The 18,050-nt window shown below is 36.6% G+C and carries 20 protein-coding genes and 1 riboswitch; of the genes, 19 read left to right on the top strand and 1 reads right to left on the bottom strand.

All coding sequences use genetic code 11. From position 1 onward, the window contains the following. The first annotated feature begins 58 nt into the window (after nt 1–58). From BW721_RS03850 to BW721_RS03795, 12 genes are all read left to right on the top strand, one after another. On the top strand, nt 59–925 hold the full coding sequence (locus BW721_RS03850; protein WP_076766288.1) for a CvfB family protein: 867 nt from the start codon (nt 59–61) through the stop codon (nt 923–925). Nucleotides 926–948: 23 nt separating this feature from the next. Next, complete coding sequence (locus BW721_RS03845) at nt 949–1,425, top strand: Fur family transcriptional regulator (protein ID WP_076766286.1); 477 nt, start codon at nt 949–951, stop codon at nt 1,423–1,425. Further along, on the top strand, nt 1,426–2,316 hold the full coding sequence (xerD, locus tag BW721_RS03840) for a site-specific tyrosine recombinase XerD (RefSeq protein WP_076766284.1): 891 nt from the start codon (nt 1,426–1,428) through the stop codon (nt 2,314–2,316). It begins immediately after the preceding gene. A 16-nt stretch (nt 2,317–2,332) separates the two neighbouring features. Further along, nucleotides 2,333–3,505, top strand: coding sequence for a phosphopentomutase (gene deoB / locus BW721_RS03835; RefSeq protein ID WP_076766282.1), 1,173 nt, complete (start codon nt 2,333–2,335; stop codon nt 3,503–3,505). Between the two features lie 36 nt (nt 3,506–3,541). Then, a complete protein-coding gene (locus tag BW721_RS03830; protein WP_442905240.1) occupies nt 3,542–4,336 on the top strand; it encodes a purine-nucleoside phosphorylase in 795 nt (264 codons plus the stop codon). A gap of 62 nt (nt 4,337–4,398) precedes the next feature. Continuing rightward, nucleotides 4,399–4,863, top strand: a complete 465-nt coding sequence (locus tag BW721_RS03825) for an N-acetyltransferase (RefSeq protein WP_232222941.1) — start codon at nt 4,399–4,401, stop codon at nt 4,861–4,863. Continuing rightward, complete coding sequence (locus tag BW721_RS03820; protein ID WP_076766276.1) at nt 4,860–5,642, top strand: segregation/condensation protein A; 783 nt, start codon at nt 4,860–4,862, stop codon at nt 5,640–5,642. Before BW721_RS03825 ends, BW721_RS03820 begins: the two co-directional genes overlap by 4 nt. Further along, complete coding sequence (gene scpB / locus BW721_RS03815; RefSeq protein ID WP_076766274.1) at nt 5,632–6,219, top strand: SMC-Scp complex subunit ScpB; 588 nt, start codon at nt 5,632–5,634, stop codon at nt 6,217–6,219. Before BW721_RS03820 ends, scpB begins: the two co-directional genes overlap by 11 nt. Before the next feature lie 22 nt (nt 6,220–6,241). Further along, complete coding sequence (locus BW721_RS03810) at nt 6,242–6,982, top strand: pseudouridine synthase (protein WP_076766272.1); 741 nt, start codon at nt 6,242–6,244, stop codon at nt 6,980–6,982. 36 nt (nt 6,983–7,018) lie between these two features. Beyond that, the gene (locus BW721_RS03805; RefSeq protein ID WP_076766270.1) at nt 7,019–7,753 is read left to right on the top strand and encodes a response regulator transcription factor; all 735 of its coding nucleotides are present in this window, start codon (nt 7,019–7,021) and stop codon (nt 7,751–7,753) included. Then, nucleotides 7,750–9,564, top strand: coding sequence for a HAMP domain-containing histidine kinase (locus tag BW721_RS03800; protein WP_076766268.1), 1,815 nt, complete (start codon nt 7,750–7,752; stop codon nt 9,562–9,564). The genes BW721_RS03805 and BW721_RS03800 overlap by 4 nt, the downstream gene beginning before the upstream one ends. A 65-nt stretch (nt 9,565–9,629) precedes the next feature. After that, nucleotides 9,630–9,758, top strand: a riboswitch (FMN riboswitch). Between the two features lie 123 nt (nt 9,759–9,881). Next, nucleotides 9,882–10,457, top strand: a complete 576-nt coding sequence (locus BW721_RS03795) for an ECF transporter S component (RefSeq protein ID WP_076766266.1) — start codon at nt 9,882–9,884, stop codon at nt 10,455–10,457. A 69-nt stretch (nt 10,458–10,526) separates the two neighbouring features. On the opposite strand, the gene BW721_RS03790 is transcribed toward BW721_RS03795, so the two are convergent. Beyond that, nucleotides 10,527–10,751, bottom strand: coding sequence for a ferredoxin (locus BW721_RS03790; protein WP_076766264.1), 225 nt, complete (start codon nt 10,749–10,751; stop codon nt 10,527–10,529). Between the two features lie 36 nt (nt 10,752–10,787). Here BW721_RS03790 and BW721_RS03785 point away from each other — a divergent pair, with 36 nt between their 5' ends. The 7 genes from BW721_RS03785 (at nt 10,788) to BW721_RS03755 (ending at nt 17,960) form a co-directional block, all read left to right on the top strand. After that, nucleotides 10,788–11,855: a helix-turn-helix domain-containing protein gene (locus BW721_RS03785; RefSeq protein WP_076766262.1), complete on the top strand. Its 1,068-nt coding sequence runs from the start codon at nt 10,788–10,790 to the stop codon at nt 11,853–11,855. Beyond that, nucleotides 11,843–13,294: a RecQ family ATP-dependent DNA helicase gene (locus BW721_RS03780; protein ID WP_076766260.1), complete on the top strand. Its 1,452-nt coding sequence runs from the start codon at nt 11,843–11,845 to the stop codon at nt 13,292–13,294. Before BW721_RS03785 ends, BW721_RS03780 begins: the two co-directional genes overlap by 13 nt. A 59-nt stretch (nt 13,295–13,353) precedes the next feature. Further along, nucleotides 13,354–13,959 (top strand): LysM peptidoglycan-binding domain-containing protein, encoded by a 606-nt coding sequence (locus BW721_RS03775; protein ID WP_076766258.1) that lies wholly within the window; start codon nt 13,354–13,356, stop codon nt 13,957–13,959. A gap of 75 nt (nt 13,960–14,034) precedes the next feature. Continuing rightward, complete coding sequence (gene cmk / locus BW721_RS03770; protein WP_076766256.1) at nt 14,035–14,715, top strand: (d)CMP kinase; 681 nt, start codon at nt 14,035–14,037, stop codon at nt 14,713–14,715. Between the two features lie 155 nt (nt 14,716–14,870). Beyond that, the gene (gene rpsA / locus BW721_RS03765) at nt 14,871–16,097 is read left to right on the top strand and encodes a 30S ribosomal protein S1 (protein ID WP_076766255.1); all 1,227 of its coding nucleotides are present in this window, start codon (nt 14,871–14,873) and stop codon (nt 16,095–16,097) included. A 75-nt stretch (nt 16,098–16,172) separates the two neighbouring features. Further along, nucleotides 16,173–17,486 carry a ribosome biogenesis GTPase Der gene (der, locus tag BW721_RS03760; protein WP_076766253.1) on the top strand — a complete coding sequence of 438 codons (1,314 nt, stop codon included), beginning with the start codon at nt 16,173–16,175 and terminating at the stop codon, nt 17,484–17,486. Nucleotides 17,487–17,681: 195 nt separating this feature from the next. Further along, nucleotides 17,682–17,960, top strand: coding sequence for an HU family DNA-binding protein (locus tag BW721_RS03755; RefSeq protein ID WP_076766251.1), 279 nt, complete (start codon nt 17,682–17,684; stop codon nt 17,958–17,960). The last annotated feature ends 90 nt before the right edge of the window (nt 17,961–18,050 follow it).

Below are 18,050 nucleotides of genomic sequence, written 5' to 3'. Positions count from 1 at the left end.
TAAACTAGTTCAACTATGATAAAATGAAAAGAGATATAGAGATAGGATGGAGAAGACTATGAATAATGAATTAGGAACTGTCATAACGGCGATGGTAACAGATCAAAATGAGAAATCATACTTTGTACAAAAGAATGGTATTACTTATGGACTAGATAAAAAAGAAGTCGAATCTGAATTGTCAATTGGTGATATGGTTAAAGGTTTTGTTTATGAAAATATGAATAAGCAATTAAAAATAACGACTCAAATCCCTAAGGTTAGAATTGGCCATTACGGATGGGGTGTTGTAACGGATGTGAGACGTGATTTAGGTGTATTCGTTGATATTGGTTTAGAAGACAAGGATATTGTTGTTTCTTTAGACAACATGCCTGAATTGAAGAGTCTATGGCCTAAAAAAGGAGATCGCTTGATGATCTCTTTGAGAATTGATTTGAAAGATCGTATTTGGGGAGAACTAGCTGATGAGGATATTTTCCGTTCTATTTCACGTATTCCTTCTCAACAAGACGATTGGAAGAATCAAAACACGACAGCTACGGTTTATCGTTTGAAAATGGTTGGTACATTTGTTTTGACAGATGATTTCCATATCGGCTTTATTCATCCTACAGAACGTGATGCAGAGCCACGTTTAGGTGAACAAGTTGAGGCACGTGTTATTGGTGTTAGTCCACATGGTATGTTGAATTTATCATTGAAGCCTCGCGCCCATGAAGCGCTAGAGGATGATGCGCAAATGATTATGGCTTTACTTGAGAAAAGCCCAACATCATCACTACCTTATACTGATAAGAGTAACCCAGATGAGATTCGTGATTATTTTGGTATCAGTAAAGCACAGTTTAAACGTGCACTGGGCCGCTTGATGAAAAACAAATTAATTGTGCAAGAAGACGGTCAAACGAAACTCGTTAAATAAAAACATCTAAGGAGGTGGATGGTTTGCCTGAACAATCACTTGATAGTATTAAAACCGCATTACAAAAAGGTGGGTTTAAATTAACACCACAACGTGAAGCGACGGTAAAAGTTCTTCTTGATAATGATCATTTAAGTGCAGAAGAAATTTTTATGTACTTAAGGCAGACTAATCCCGATATTGGTCTAGCAACAGTATATCGCACCTTAGAAATACTCACGCAATTACAAATTACACATAAGGTTCTTTTCGAAGATGGATTAGCTCGCTATGATATTCGAAAAGAAAGTAATAAGCCATCGCACCTTCACTTACTTTGTACAACTTGTGGTAATATTCAAGAAGTTTACGATGATTTGATCTATGAGTTAGAAAAAGGCATGCAGGAAAAGTACAATTTCCGAGTGGCAGACCACCGTTTGATTTTTTATGGAATTTGTTCTGAGTGTCAAGAAATGCCAGCCAAAATCACCGTTTCAGGCAAAAAAGGTCGCAAGTAAATGGAAGATGTGATGACGGAGTACCTGCACCATTTGCGAATTGAACAGGGCTTAGCAACAAATAGTATTCAAAGCTACCGAAGAGATTTGATGAAATATCACCGTTTCCTTGTTGAACACAAGCTCCATTCTTTTTCTGAAGTGAAAAAAACAGATATCTTTCTATTCCTAGAGCAGTTAAATCAAGAACAACTGGCCTCTTCGTCGATTAGTCGGATGATTTCGTGTTTAAGAAAGTTTCATCACTATTTGCTAATTGAATCAAAATCCTCTCATAACCCAATGGAAGAAATCAAATTGCCAAAGAAAAAACAGAGTTTGCCAAAATCATTAACAGTTGATGAGGTAGACCGAATTTTATCAACGCCAGATACAACAACGGTTCTCGGAGTAAGGGACCGTGCCATTTTAGAAGTTATGTATGCGACAGGTTTAAGGGTCAGTGAATTGGTTCATTTAACGCTGTCTGAACTTCATTTAGAAATGGGATTTATTCAAACAGTAGGTAAGGGAGACAAAGAGCGTGTTGTCCCTCTAGGTGAAGAAGCTATTTATTGGGTTGAAGAATATTTAGCCTTTAGCCGAACATCTCTTAGTAAAGGCAGAAAAGAAAGTCCGTATTTGTTTTTAAACTTCCATGGACAGGGATTCAGCAGACAAGGAATTTGGAAAAATCTAAATAAGATTGTATTAGAGGCGGGTATTCATAAAAAAATATCGCCACATATGTTGCGACATTCGTTTGCGACCCATATTTTGGAGAACGGTGCAGATTTAAGAGTCGTTCAAGAATTGCTGGGGCATTCTGATATTTCAACAACACAAATATATACACATATTACAAAAGAACGCATGGTTGAGTCTTATCGCAAGCACCATCCACGTGCGTGATACTAGGAGGTAAATGATGAAAAAGTATAATCGTATTCACGTTGTAGTAATGGATTCAGTTGGTATTGGAGAGGCAGCAGATGCTGATCAATTTGGTGATGTAGGATCAGATACACTCGGCCACATTGCTGAAACAGCAGGATTAAATCTCCCTAATATGGAGAAAATGGGATTGGGTAATATCCGTGACATCGAACAAATTAAAAAAGAAGCAAATCCAATCGGCTACCATACAAAATTAGAAGAAATTTCTGTTGGTAAAGATACAATGACGGGACATTGGGAATTGATGGGGTTGAACATTACAACACCATTCCGTGTTTTTGAAAATGGTTTTCCAGAAGATTTAATTAACAAAATAGAAACCTTTTCAAATCGTAAAATAATTGGTAACAAGCCAGCAAGTGGAACAGAAATTTTAGACGAATACGGCGAACATCAAATGAAAACGGGGGACTTAATCGTTTATACATCTGCAGATTCTGTTTTACAGATCGCAGCACATGAAGACATTATTCCGTTAGAAGAGTTATACGCAATTTGTGAGTATGCACGTAAAATCACCTTAGAAGATCCGTATATGATTGGTCGTATTATTGCACGTCCTTACTTAGGAGAACCAGGAAACTTTAACCGTACAAGTAACCGTCATGACTATGCTTTGAGCCCATTTGGTAAAACTACATTGGATCATTTGAAAGAAGCTGATTACGATGTTATCTCTATTGGTAAGATTAGCGATATCTTCAATGAACAAGGGATTACAGATTCTATTCGTACTGTCAGCAATATGGATGGTGTAGACAAGTTAGTTGACGTTTTGAAACGTGATTTTACGGGGATGAGTTTCTTGAATTTGGTTGACTTTGATGCGATTTACGGTCATCGCCGCAATCCAGAAGGCTACGGACAAGCTCTAGAAGAATTCGACCAACGTATTCCTGAGGTTTTAGAAAACTTGCGAGAGGACGATTTATTGCTCATTACAGCAGATCACGGTAATGATCCTACATTTAGAGGAACAGACCATACGAGAGAATATGTCCCATTACTTGCTTATAGTAAATCAATGAAAGATAGCGGTCCTTTAGCACAAGGTTATTTCGCTGATATCGCATCTACGATTGCTGATAACTTTGGTGTAGAACAAAGTGAACATGGTACGAGCTTCCTCGATAAACTTAACTAAAAGAAAGAAGGTAAACAAATGAAACATGAACAAGTAATGGAAACAGTTACTTATCTAAAAGAAAAAGGATTACTAGAACCAGAAATCGGTCTTGTACTTGGGTCAGGTTTAGGAGATTTAGCAGACGAAATTGTAAATCCTGTGATCGTTTCTTATTCAGATATTCCACATTTTCCAACTTCAACTGTTGCAGGTCATAAAGGCCAATTGGTTTACGGTGAATTAAGTGGTAAGACTGTTGTTGCCATGCAAGGCCGCTTCCATTTTTATGAAGGATATAGCATTCAAGAAGTGACATTGCCGATTCGAGTAATGAAGTTACTAGGTGTGACATCAATTGGTTTAACAAATGCAGCAGGTGGTGTTAATGTTGAATTTACACCGGGCAATTTAATGCTGATTACAGACCACATCAATTTTACGAGCCAAAATCCACTTATCGGCCATAATGATGAGGAAATGGGACCACGTTTCCCAGATATGAGTCATACTTATGATCCCGAATACCAAGCTATTATTCAAGAGGTAGCTAAAAAATTGAATGTATCAATTCAAACAGGTGTTTATATGGGCTTTAGCGGACCAACTTATGAAACACCAGCTGAAGTTAGAATGGCGCGTATTTTAGGAGCAGATGCAGTAGGTATGTCAACAGTTCCTGAAGCGATTGTCGCTCGACATGCAGGTTTACGTGTATTTGGAATGTCATGTATTACCAACTTAGCTGCGGGTATGCAATCAAGCTTAAACCATCAAGAAGTGGTTGATGTTTCTACTCGAGTTAATGAAACATTTAAAACACTATTAAAAGAAACTTTGGCAGCACTGTAACAATGCTGTCTCTCTATTCATTTGAGATTCACATCCTCATATGGTAAAGTTATAATTTCATCATGTATAATGAAAATGAAACAAAAAATGACAAAGCAATACCATTGATCACTTTGTCTATGTGCGAGGAGAAAAAAGTGCTTATTTCTTATAATCAAAACTATGAAAAGATTGCTATGGGCCTGCTCTCATATGTGGCGGATTTAAAAAATGTTGATCGCTTGCAAAAAGAAATGGCGACTTACATTCAGGAAGAAGATAAAAAACTGTTTCTTTGGCGCGATACAGATACTGATAATATTGTTGCATTAGTTGGAATTGAATATTCTGAGTCTGTTGTTTTAATTCGTCATCTTTCGGTCAATCCTTCCTTTAGAAATGAAGGGTTAATCTATAAGATGCTCGATAAATTAACCCTTATCTATCCTATCCAAGCGATAAATGGAACACTAGAAACAGCGCCAATTATTGCAAAGTGGGTCCAAAAAAATGCAGAAACGGCGCCAGATTTGGATGATGATATATGAATAATGAGACAAATGAACTAACTATCCAGCTTGAATCATTTGAAGGGCCCTTGGATTTACTCTTGCATCTTATTAAGGAGCTTAAAGTTGATATTTTCGATATCCCAATGGTAGAAATTACGAATCAGTATTTTCATTATCTTCAAACTATGCAGGAGTTGCGACTAGATATTGCAGGGGATTACCTTTTAATGGCAGCTACCTTATTAGAAATCAAGAGTCGCATGTTACTTCCTAAAAAAGAAATTGAAATTGAAGATGACTTTTATGAGGAAGGGGAAGATCCTCGTGAGGAACTCATTAATCAACTTCTTGAATATAAACGTATTCAGGAAGCTGCTAAAGTTTTGAAGGAAATGGAAATCGAACGTGGTGACTTCTTTACAAAGTTGCCGGCAGATTTAGATAGTTACCGTCAGTCTATTCCTTTATCACCAGGAGAAGTCTCTTCAGAGGATTTAATCACAGCTCTTCAAAAAATGTATCAAAAATTATTACGAAAAACGCCCTTAAGTGCCAGATTAAATCAAGAGGAATCTTCAGTGGATCAAACGATGGTTGATATCCTTGATAAGTTTGACCAGTTAAAAAAAGCTAAGCATGCAACGATTCCTTTTACTGATTTTTATGAAATTGCTACAAGGACACATATTGTAACAACCTTTTTGGCCATGCTTGAACTAGTAAGGGAAAAGAAAATTTACTTTATTCAAGATGTTACGTATGGCGACATTTTATTGAAACGGTTATGGGAGGACGCAGACGAAGATGAATCATGAAGCCGCATTGGAAAGTCTGTTATTTGTAGCAGGAGATGAGGGATTGAGTATCGAAGATATCATGTCCCTACTGCAAGTAACCCCATTAGAAGCTCATCACTTAATCTCACAGTTGAATGAGAGATATGATTCGCAAGCTGACACTGGATTGACGATTATAGAAACAAGACAACGATTTCAGTTGGCAACCAAGAAAGATTATTCCGAATTAATTCGCCAATATGCAACATCGCCTTTTTCGTCACATTTATCTCAAGCAGCCCTTGAGACATTAGCCATTGTTGCCTACAAGCAGCCGATTACGCGGATTGAAATTGATGAAATACGAGGAGTCCAATCTTCAGGTATGCTTCAGAGGTTGCTAATTAGAGGGTTAGTAAAGGAAATTGGTAGAGCTGAAACGCCAGGTCGACCTATTATTTATGGAACAACAGATTATTTTATGAATTACTTTGGTTTAAAAGACTTGGATGAATTACCAAGTGCAGAGGCATTGTTTGAGATGGAAGACGAAATTTTCGATTTATTTAGTCATGATGGTAGTGAACAAATCGAAGTAGTAAGTGATGATGAATAGAACAAGACTAGGTGGATGAGAAATGGAAAGACTACAAAAAGTAATTGCCCATGCGGGGATTGCTTCAAGACGAAAAGCAGAAGAGTTAATTACTCAAGGAAAAGTCGCAGTGAATGGCGAAATCATTAAAACATTAGGTATAAAAGTATCCTCAAAAGATTTAGTCGAAGTGAATGGTCTGCCTATTTACAAAGAGCATCCGGTTTATTTCTTATTCTATAAACCTAAAAATACTCTATCATCTGTTTCAGATGATCGCGGTAGACCCGTTGTAACAGATTATTTTCCTAATATAGTAGAACGGATTTACCCAATCGGCCGATTGGATTTTGATACAACTGGTTTACTCCTTCTAACTAATGATGGGGAATTTGCTAATTTATTGATGCATCCTAAATACACAGTTGATAAAACTTATGTGGCTAAGGTTAGCGCGATTCCGACCAGACAACAGTTAAACCAACTTCAAAGAGGCATTATCATTGACGGTAGAAAAACTGCAAGAGCCAAAGCAAGGCTGATTTCAGAGGATCGTAAAAAGAATACGGCTATTGTTGAATTGATCATTCATGAAGGCTGGAACCATCAAGTGAAAAAAATGTTTGATGCGATTAACTGTCCTGTTGTAAAATTAAAAAGAGAAGCATTTTCTTTCCTAACGCTAGATGGTTTGCAACCTGGTATGTATCGAGAGCTAAAAGGGTTTGAAATTGATAAATTAAAAAATTTAGCTAAGGAAACAACGGTTGCTCGTAAACTGTAAAAAAGAAAATAAATATTAGCAGAAAGGGTGGGTTCAGTGGCTAACTCAGAGACTACAATACTCATTGTTGATGATGAAGAGCGTATCAGACGCCTTTTGAAATTATACATAATGAAGGAAGGGTATGCATCTGCTGAAGCAGTGAACGGTACTCAAGCTTTAAGAATGATGCAAGAAAAAGATTATGATCTTGTCTTACTCGATATTATGCTTCCTGAATTAGATGGGCTAGAAGTAATCAAGGAAATTCGTAAAATAAAGGAAACACCGATTATGATGATTACTGCTTGTGGTGACGAAGGACAGCGAGTGGAAGGATTTCAAGCGGGTGCAGATGATTACATTGTTAAACCATTTAGTCCGAGAGAGGTTATGTTGCGTATAGCGGCAGTTTTAAAACGGACAAAGGTTGAGGAACCAGAAACATCTGCGATTACTTATCCTGATTTAGAGATTTTCCCAGACTCACGACTTGTTCTTGCTAGTGGGGACCCTCTAACATTGACACCCAAAGAGTTTGATTTACTTCTTTTCTTAGCTGAAAATCCTGAAAAAGTATTTACGAGAGAGATGTTACTGAAAGAAGTTTGGCGCTACCATTATTTTGGAGATTTGCGAACAGTTGATACTCATATCAAGCGTTTGCGTGAAAAGCTACAAAAAAAATCAGCTTACATAGCAAAAATGATCGTTACTGTGTGGGGAACGGGTTATAAGTTTTCTCCTATCGAAACGGATTATCAAAAAGCTAATGAGATTCATAAGCTATGAAAAGGAAAAACCTAACCTTAACAAATATGATGATTTTTTCCGTTGCAGGTATTATTTTGCTTTCGGTTTTAAATTTTCTAGAAATTCGTAATTTAAGAAACTCTCTGGGCCACTCCTTTTTTGAAACAACAGAAGATTCATTAAGAGGGGTTCAAGAATATATACTCTCGGAAGAACGTTTGACTGCCACCCTTGAAACAGAAGAATTGGATATACCAGAAGATATTAGCGTGCTTTTTATCCAGGATGGACAACTTTATGAGTTAAATGGCTCTGAAAAAGCTAAAAATCAGTCAAAGCTTGTCATCGATCATTTTTTGAATAGTGATCGGGCAAGGGAAATTTTTGACAATCAAGAAGGTGTCAGTGAGTTAGTAAAATATAAGAAACACTCTAATCGTAAGTATTCTTTTTTTGTATCAGTTAGTTTTATTGAAAACGGCAATATACTAGTCCTATCAAAAAGTGTTGGAGCCTACTATACGTTTATTAACAACAATCAAAAGTTGTTTTTAATTATTTTGCTACTCTTTCTAGCAGTTTTTTCCTATGTTTATCATTTTCAGTACCGGAAAATTCAAAAACCCATTAAAGAAGTAACGGAAGCTGCGTTTCAGTACTCAGAAAATAATTTTGAATCGCGTATTTCAGTCAAAACTAATGATGAAATTGGTAATTTAGCTAGCTCAGTCAGCAAGCTAGGTAAAGCATTGGAAGCAAGTACCATTATGAATACACAAGAAAAAGAACTGCTACAGCACATTTATGAGTCATTAAATATTGGTGTTGTTTTTATTGATGTCGAAAAAACCGTCAAAATGATGAATAGTTTAGGACAACACTATTATGCTTCTTTTATTAAGACCGACCAATTAAATGATGATGGTATTGATGATAGGTTCCATTCTATTATTGAGGACTGCTTTAACAATAAGGCAGGGCAAAGAATGGAACTACAAAACAATCAAAAGATTTTTGATATTCGTTTTTCAACCTTGTTATCAGCTAATTCAGATAGTGTATACGGTATTTTATTACTTATCGAAGATGTTACCTACGCCAAACAGCTAATATCGATGAGAGAAGATTTAATTACAAATGTTTCTCATGATTTTAGAACACCTTTATCAACGATTAAAGGCTATAGCGAGGCAATTCTTGATAATATCGCTGAGAGTGTTGAAGAAAAGAATGAAATGGCAAAAATTATTTATGATGAGGCAACAGAAATGAGTTTGACCATTGATAGCTTGCTAGATCTTTCAAGAATAAAGGCTGGTTATGTCAATTTGAATTATGAAATGGTTCGATTGCATGACTTTTTTGATCGTCTTCATCATCGTTTTAAGGATAAATTGGAGAAAGAGCAGATTGATTTTTCTGTTGAAATCGAAAATAACTTAGAGTATTTATTATGTGATGAAGAAAAAATGCACCATGTTTTTTATAATTTGATTGATAATGCCATCCGCTATTCTGCAGATCCAGAAGCCAGAGATAAACGATTTATTCGTATCCATGTTCATTTGGATGATGTCTTGGACAAGGTATTGATAAAAGTATCTGATAATGGGATTGGTATTACACAAGAGAGTATTCCATTTATTTTTGAGCGATTTTATAAAGATGATAAGGCAAGGTCAAGACCAAGCAATGGCTCCGGTATTGGACTGTCTCTCGTTCATTCGATTATTTATGAACATAAAGGTCAAGTGACAGTTGACAGCGTTCAGGATGAGGGAACAACTTTTATTGTGACACTTCCGTATGCGGAAGAACTCTACGATAACGAAAAAAATACTTCAAATTAAAAATAAGGTTTGACTATTTATTCACAATGGTGTATAGTGAAACTATAAAAAATAAATAAAATATGAAACGTCTTCAGGGCAGGGTGAAATTCCCGACCGGTGGTTAGAGTCCACGAGCTTTTATCCGTTTTGATAAAAGTTGAACTGGTGAAATTCCAGTACCGACAGTATAGTCTGGATGGAAGAAGATAATGTTTCTTTGATATGCATGTTATCAAAGGGCCATTTCTACCTTTTTTTAGAAGACAGGGTGAAATAGGTCTTTTTTGTTGTCTTAGAAACGGATTCTCTGAGATAGTTTCGCAGGAGGAATTCATATGTTGAAAGGTAACACACATCGTTTAGTTGGTATTTCATTATTTGGGGCATTAGGATTTGTTTTAATGTTTATTGCATTTCCTGTTATACCCGCTTTTTCTTATTTGAAAGTAGATTTTAGTGACTTACCGATCTTACTATCATTTCTATTGTACGGTCCGATCGGTGGCGTTATGTCGACCTTAATACGGACCATCTTACACTATATTCAAACTGGCGGGGATATGGGCTATCCGATTGGTGATTTTGCAAGTTTCATTGCAACACTATCATACTGTTTCCCAGCTTACTGGTTGCTTAAAAAATCGAAGAGTCAAAAAAGTGCGACTGTAGCATTTTTATTGGGAACACTCTCATTAACAGTCGTTCTGACGATTGCTAATCTGTATATTATTACACCTTTATATTTGAAGATTTTGAACTTTAGCGTCGGGAACATAACAGAATACATTTTAGCAGGTGTTGTACCTTTTAATTTGATAAAAGGAACGATTATTAGTCTTGTTTTTTTAATGGTGCTGCCTAAATTGCGACCTTGGCTTGTTAAACAAAATAAAATGCTGGCAGTTAAGTAAAAATTGCTTGACTAATTAGGATAATGAATAACAAAAATGAGGTTGGATTTTTTCCAACCTCATTTTTTATTATTCAAATGGCGTATTAGAACGAATAATTGCGCCAGTTGGGCAACTCGTATATGCTTTTTTGAATACGTCTAATTCATCGTTTTCGACAGCAATGATACCTTTATTGTTGTCTTTTTTTGTATAGGCTATGCCATCTTGATCATACTCATATAAATCTGGCGCTATTAATTGGCATAATCCGCAAGCAATACAACTTTCCCTGTTAATTTTGGTATAATGCATAAGAACACAACTTTCTGTAAAGAGGTAGGTGCAATTGTGGAACTCACATATTTAGATTATCTGTTTTTAGATATTTTTTCAATGAAAGAGCCTAGAAAAACAAATTCACTTTACCATATTGTATCTGGCAAGAGAACGGTATCCGTCATGTTACAAGCTATCCGTTATCAATTGGCGTCTTACTACGGCTTATTCGGTAAATTGAAACGTGATCGTTTTGAAAATAAGCTTAATTATTTTGAACAAGTTGGCTTATTAACATCAACAACTGAAGGCCTTCTATTGACACAAAAGGGTCAAAAGCTTTGTGAAGATTTTTTCAGAAACCATACTAGAATGATAGAAAGTGGTCAGATGAGGCATGCTTTAATTTTACCACAATTTAAAAGTCGTTTTTTATTCTTGATTCAAGTTTCATCAGAATCAGCTCATAAAAATAACCATTACGTGCCTCTGCAATTACGATTAACAGAGCAAAATTGGCTTAAAAGTTATATTAAAGAACAGCAAATCAAAAAAGATGTATTAGCAAAGAAACTGGGACATGAACTCATTCGATTGTTGGAAGAGGTTGACGGACTTCAGGCAGAACTATTCGTTTGTCAATTTGAAGGGAATAGGATTAGTCGAAAAACAGCAAATCAGCTTTCGTTATCAACTGGGTTAGAAGAAACAGAAATTTTAATGGCTTGGCATCAAGATTGGTTAAGGCTAATGGATGCTGTTTCGCTTAAAGAACACAGCTTCCCACTCATCTCTCACATCTATCAGCAATTATCCTTAGAAGGGCGATTATGTCCCCCAAGTACAAGGGATACATATGTATTATGGATGGCAGGTCATCAATTGGATAGAATTGCTCATATGAGAGACTTAAAAGCTTCAACAATAAATGATCATCTATCAGAAATTGCGATTTTGTATCGTCATTTTCCGTTCGATAAAATTTTAACGGCAGAGATGATGACCTTTGTAACTGAAGCAAACAATGAGGGTCTAGCCTTGGATTATCAAGCTATTCAAAGCCATTTTCCGAAGATTAGTTTTTTTGAAAATCGTTTGATGCAAATTATGAATGGAGGAGGACTAGTGTGGAAGAACTAAATCTTGAACTCATCTTATCCGACCAGTTTGGTTTTGACCACTTTAAAACAGGGCAAAAAGAAGCGATTCAAGCATTACTTAACGGCAAAAATGTTATTTCAGTTCTTCCAACTGGAACAGGGAAATCACTTATCTATCAATTTACTGGCTATATGTTAGACGGGATGGTTCTAATCGTTTCACCTTTATTATCACTCATGGATAATCAAGTTGCTCAGATGCGATTAGCAGGAGAGAAACGAACAGCAGCTCTCAATAGTATGCTATCTCGTCCAGAACGCCACTATATTGAACAACATTTAGGTCAATATAAATTTTTATTTGTATCACCAGAAATGTTACAGTCCTCTTATTTTATGTCATTACTGAGTGAGATTAAAATCGGATTATTTGTCGTTGATGAAGCGCATTGTATCTCCCAGTGGGGACAAGATTTTAGACCGGATTATTTGTATTTAGGAGATGTTCGGAGCAAACTCGCTTATCCACGCACCCTTGCGCTAACAGCAACAGCGCCTCGAACGGTGATTAGTGATATTCAAGAAACATTACACTTAAAGGATAATGTTATGTTAGACCGAACAGACCCTAATCGCTCGAATATTTTTTATCACATTATGGAAATTCATCCACAAGAGAAGGATGATCAACTCATAAGGTTACTGGCAGATTATCCGATGCCAGCGGTTATTTACTTTTCTAGTAAAAAACAAGCTGATAGCGTTAGCCAGTTAATTAGCGACCGAACACAACTTAAGGTGGACACCTATCATGCTGATCGTAGCTCAGAAGACAGGACAACTATCCAGAGGCAGTTTTTGAGCAATAAGTTAGATGTAATTTGTGCGACATCCGCTTTTGGAATGGGAATTAACAAAGAGAATATCCGCAGTATTATTCATTACCACCTACCTAATACCGTAGAAGAATATATTCAGGAGGTTGGTCGAGCGGGGCGTGATGGCAAACAGAGTATTGCTACTTTGTTATACAGCTATACAGACTTGTCCTTTAAATACAGAAAAACGATTGAGACAGCCTTAACAAAGGGTGTATTGGACACCTTGCTTCAAACGAGGGACTCTCAACTGGTTAATCTATCAGATGCTGATCAAGCCATGTTGCAAATCATTCGCTATAAACAGATGACTAGTGACCAAGCACTTGACTTTGTTGAAAACCGTACACTCATCCGAACAAATCAATTAAAAGCCATGCAGCAGTTTATTGAAGCTAATCAGTGTCGAAGGGATGTTATTTCGCGATATTTTGAACACGATACCCAAGAGAAACCAATGTGGTGCTGTTCACATTGTCAGCCGGATAACCAGCCTTTATTACAGGCATTGTCTAGTCAGCGTGTATTAGTTAGTCAGCAAGAAAAAACATTAACAAATTGGAAAGAATTGATTAAAGAACTGTTTGATTTAAAAAAATAACTTTTTTAGTAGATTAAATGTGCTACAATAAGGTCGATGAAGTTTTAGGAGGAAAGTGGATGAGTAAGAAAAATAATAATCAAGAAGAGCCTTGGTCTAGACGCTTTGGAGAAGACGATAGCAACAATACCCGTCAATATTCACGTTCTGCCAGAAATTATAAGAAAAAAGAAGTAGCTCCTTTATATAAGGTTATTCTATTTGTCTTTCTCGCTGTACTTGTCATCCCGTTTGCAACTTATGCATGGAGTGAAAAAACTAAAAAAGATCCTGAACCACAGACTGCTGAACAAGTAATGGTTAAAAAACCACAATCAGCTCAGTCGGCATCTGGAAGTCAGGTTTCTTCAGAGGAGGAATCTAGTGAAGAATCGGTATCCTCATCTGAGTCAGTAGACGAACAATCATCTGAATCTCGTCCAATCGAATCTGAAGAAAAACCAGAAAGTTCAACTCCTTCATCAGAAGCAACACCACCAGTTGAATCAACACCAGTGGAAGAAGAGCCTAATGATGGTGTTTATTCAAATACATATACGATTAAAGCTGGCGATAATTTATATCGCATTGCGGTTAATCATGGTATGACTTTGGATGAATTAAAAGAAGCAAATGGCTTAACGAGCGAAGTAGCAGAAATTGGCGTCGTTTTAAAAGTTAAATAATAGAAATCCCCTTAGGTCTGCGTTAAACGCAGACCTTGGTTTTTGAGTAACTATATCACTATTTGGAGGAAAACCTTGAAAAATTTCAGTATTGCAATTGATGGACCGGCATCTGCCGGTAAAAGTACCATCGCTAAAAAAGTAGCTAGTCATCTTGGCTTTATCTACCTCGATACAGGAGCAATGTATCGTTCGTTGACTTATGTAGCTTTAAAAGCTGAGTTAGTATTAGAGGACGAAGCGGCATTAGTCTCTCTATTAAATACAATTGAGATTACTTTCTCATATGAGGGCGACCAACAAAAAGTCTTTGTTAACGGAGAAGATGTTACTGACCGAATTAGAGAAAAAGACGTCACTCAAAATGTGAGCTTAGTTTCTTCCCATGAAAAGGTAAGAGCGGAAATGGTTGCACGCCAGCAACACATTGCTAAAACAGGAGAAATTGTGATGGATGGTCGTGACATCGGAACGGTTGTTTTACCAGCAGCTGATTTGAAGGTTTTCCTGATCGCATCTGCAGAAGAACGTGCACTAAGACGGTATAAAGAGTCAATTGACAAAGGCATGTCAGTTTCCTTAGAACAATTAACGACAGAGCTGATCGAACGGGATCATTATGATTCAACTCGTACAGCCTCACCTTTGAAAAAGGCAGAAGATGCAATTGAATTAGATTCAACTCACCTAACAATTGAACAAGTCGTTGAAGAAGTTCTTAGATTGGCTAAAGAAAGATTAAAAAAACTAAAATAATCCTGCCAAAGAGGGTTCTAAATTCGACATTACTGGACGATATATCAAGAAAATGTTAAAATGATTCTATATGGTTATACGTTTTCAATTGTTTGTCTGTTTGGAAATTTGAGCGGATAAACTTGCGTAAGAATGATACTAGGAGGAATAGGCATATGGCAGATATTAAAGAGCATTCACAAGCAAATGAAGAAGAATTAGTAACGATGGATCAAATGTTGGACGCATATCCACCACTTGAGGTTGGAGATACGGTTCAAGGAGAAGTCCTAACAATTGAAGATAACCAAGCTATTGTTGGTATTAGCGGACGAGGCGTAGAAGGTGTTATTCCTTACAAAGAGCTATCTGCGAAACCTTTTGATGACATCAAAGAAGTGATTAATGTTGGCGATGTTGTTGACTTAGTCGTTATTAAACAAATTAAAGACAAAGAAAATGGCAGCTTCTTATTATCTAAACGTCGTCTAGACGCTAAAAAAGTTTGGAAAGATATACAAGAAAAATATGACAATAATGAGTACATTGAAGCACCTGTTAAAGAAGTTGTTAAAGGTGGTTTAGTTGTTGATGTTGGTGTTCGTGGTTTCGTACCGGCATCAATGGTAGAAGAATACTTTGTAGAAGATTTCTCTAGCTACAAAGGAAAAACAATGACATTCAAGATTGTTGAATTGGAGCCAAGCGAAAATCGTCTAATTCTATCTCACAAAGCAGTTGTTGAAGCTGAAAAAGAAACAATGAGTGAAGAAGTAATGTCTAAATTAGCTGAAGGGGACACAGTAGAAGGAACAGTGGCTCGTTTAACAAACTTTGGGGCATTTATTGACCTTGGTGGCGTTGATGGACTTGTTCATATCTCTCAAATTGCTCACGAACATGTGAACAACCCAGGTGATGTGCTAACGATCGGAGAAAAAGTAACAGTTAAAGTATTATCAGTAGATAAAGAACGTGGCCGTGTATCATTAAGTATCAAGGATACACTACCAGGACCATGGGAATTAGTTGAAGAAAAAGCAGCTGTTGATTCCGTATTAACAGGAACTGTTAAGCGTTTAACTAGTTTTGGTGCGTTTGTTGAAGTATTCCCAGGTGTAGAAGGATTAGTTCATATTTCTCAAATTTCTCACCAACATATTGCAACGCCTCATGAAGTTCTAGAAGAAGGCCAAGAAATTGAAGTGAAAGTGTTAGACGTTAAACCAGAAGAACACCGACTATCACTGAGCATCAAAGCTTTGCAAGCTCAAAAAGAAGAAGAAGCATCATCTAAAACTGTAGAAGAGTATACAGGATCTTATGAAGATGAATCTGACTCATCCTTTACATTAGGTGATGTTCTTGGAGAACAACTAAAAGACTTGCAGGATAACGAATAAACAAAATGCTGATAGGACATGGATGTCTATCCATGTCCTTTTTTATGGATTAAATAAAATTTGGGAGTGATGAAAATGCCGAATCCTGTTATTGCAATTGTAGGAAGACCAAACGTCGGAAAATCGACTATTTTTAATCGTCTTGCGGGAGAAAGGATTTCCATCGTTGAAGATATTCCTGGAGTGACGAGAGACCGAATTTATGCTGAAGGTGAATGGTTAGGCCGTACATTTGATATCATCGATACAGGTGGAATTGATTTAAAGGATGAACCATTTATGAGCCAAATTAAATTGCAGGCTCAAGTTGCAATGGAAGAAGCTGATATTATTGTCTTTATCACCAGTGTACGTGAAGGTGTAACAGAAGGTGATGAGAACGTTGCACGCTTACTTTATCAATCTGGTAAACCGGTGATACTTGCAGTTAACAAAGCGGATAATCCAGAGATGCGTGCTGATATTTTTGATTTTTATAGCTTAGGATTAGGCGAACCTTATCCGATTTCAGGAAGCCACGGTTTAGGCCTAGGTGACTTGTTGGATGCTGTTGTATCTGAGTTGCCACCGGAAGAACATTTCCAAGATGAAGATGATGTGATTAATTTCTGTTTAATTGGTCGACCAAATGTTGGGAAATCATCGCTTGTGAATGCCATTTTAGGCGAAGACCGCGTGATTGTATCAGACATTGCAGGTACAACGCGTGATGCCATTGATACAAGCTTTGTTGACGACGAAGGTGTCAAATTTAAAATGATTGATACGGCTGGAATTCGTAAACGTGGAAAGGTAACAGAATCAACTGAGAAATTCAGTGTGATGCGTGCTATGCGTGCGATTGACCGCTCTGATATTGTCTTAATGGTGTTGAATGCTGAAGAAGGTATTCAAGAACAAGATAAACGTGTCGCCGGTTATGCTCATGATGCAGGAAAGGGTATTGTAATTGTCGTTAACAAGTGGGATAAAATTGAAAAAGATAATCACACGATGAATAAGTTTGAAGAAAAAATTCGTGATGAGTTTCAATATTTATCTTATGCGCCTATTATTTATGTATCAGCGTTAACTAAACAACGACTTGTTCAAATTCCTGAAAAAATTAAAGAGGTTAGCGAATCTCAAAATCGTCGTATTTCGTCATCGCTATTGAATGATGTCCTAATGGATGCTATTGCGAGAAATCCTACGCCAACTGACAAAGGAAGACGCTTGAAAATTTATTATATGACACAAGTTGGCTCTAAACCACCAACATTTGTCTTGTTTGTAAATGATCCAGAGTTACTCCATTTTTCTTATGAGCGCTTTATTGAAAATCAAATTCGGAACACCTTTAGTTTTGATGGTACACCATTTAGAATTATTGCAAGACAAAAGAAATAAAGTGAAATTACGGTCGAAAAAACGTTATAATCATTGCAGTACCAACTATTCTATGATATTCTGTATTAGGAATTACCGATGAAAAGTTGGTAGTCCTTCACTATTTTTGGACCACTCAAAAGTAGTTCATCATGTTTTTTAATAGATAGCTATAAAAGCATGGATCTTCTTTTTTTGGCAGGAGGTGAAAACAACATGACAAACAAAGCTGAATTAGTAGAACGCGTTGCTGATAAAACAAACCTTACAAAAAAGGAAGTTACAGCTACTGTAGATGCATTATTCGAAGCAATTCAAGAAGCTTTACAAAACGGTGAAAAAGTTCAAGTTATCGGATTTGGTAACTTTGAAGTACGTGACCGTGCTGCTCGTAAGGGACGTAACCCTCAAACAGGGGAAGAAATCCAAATCGAAGCAACTAAAGTACCTGCTTTCAAACCAGGTAAAGCATTGAAAGATGCAGTTAAAGGGTAATTAAACTTATCTAGGCCGAAGACATGATGTCTTCGGTTTTTTTATTGTCTAAAAATAGCCATTTACTTACAGAAATTTAAGATTGTGGTA

The sequence above is a fragment of the Jeotgalibaca sp. PTS2502 genome, assembly GCF_001975685.1.
GTDB classification, from domain to species: Bacteria; Bacillota; Bacilli; order Lactobacillales; family Aerococcaceae; genus Jeotgalibaca; species Jeotgalibaca arthritidis.
The sequence above is the reverse complement of the archived record's forward strand: the minus strand, read 5'-3'. Positions and strand labels throughout refer to the sequence as shown.